This window comes from Oleiphilus sp. HI0086 (assembly GCF_001635225.1).
Window position 1 is genome coordinate 1 of the sequence record NZ_LWFZ01000420.1, and the last position, 531, is coordinate 531.

Below are 531 nucleotides of genomic sequence, written 5' to 3' on the forward strand. Positions count from 1 at the left end.
CTACATCATTTTCTTGTCCAGGATTACCCGCCAATGACCCGCCATGGTGTCCACCATGAGCGCCATGTTCCTCTCCATGATGTCCGCCATGCATACCTTCCTTCATTTCACCGCCCATGTGACCGTGGCCTCCTGTATCGCCCATATGCTTTTCTTGCATCATTTTGTGGTGATCGTGCTGGCCATCTCCCGCTGACATATGGTTCTCGCCATGCATATGGCCTGTGCCATCATCATGACTATGATTTGCGCATGCAGCTGTGATTAGGATTGCGCTGATAGCTGCAAAGCCAGTTATTGATTTCGTTAGTGATAGTTTCATTTTCATTATCCTTTCTGTGTTTATTTTGATAGTTGTGAATCGTTTTCTGTGAGGTCACTGTTCTCTTTTTTGAGCGTTACCTGTTTCCACACATAAAAAATCGCGGGAATTAACATCAAACTCAAGGCCAAGGTGCTGATCATGCCGCCAATCATGGGCCCTGCAATACGCTGCATTACTTCAGAACCTGTGCCCGTTCCCATCATGAT

Annotated in this window: 1 protein-coding gene and 1 pseudogene; both read right to left on the reverse strand. The window is 46.7% G+C overall.

What is annotated here, in order from left to right:
- Positions 1 to 322, reverse strand: a pseudogene (locus tag A3756_RS05135) (hypothetical protein); the annotation flags it as partial.
- A gap of 20 nt (positions 323 to 342) precedes the next feature.
- The coding region (locus A3756_RS27335) for a hypothetical protein (protein WP_197481185.1) at positions 343 to 531 on the reverse strand (189 nt) is incomplete at its 5' end.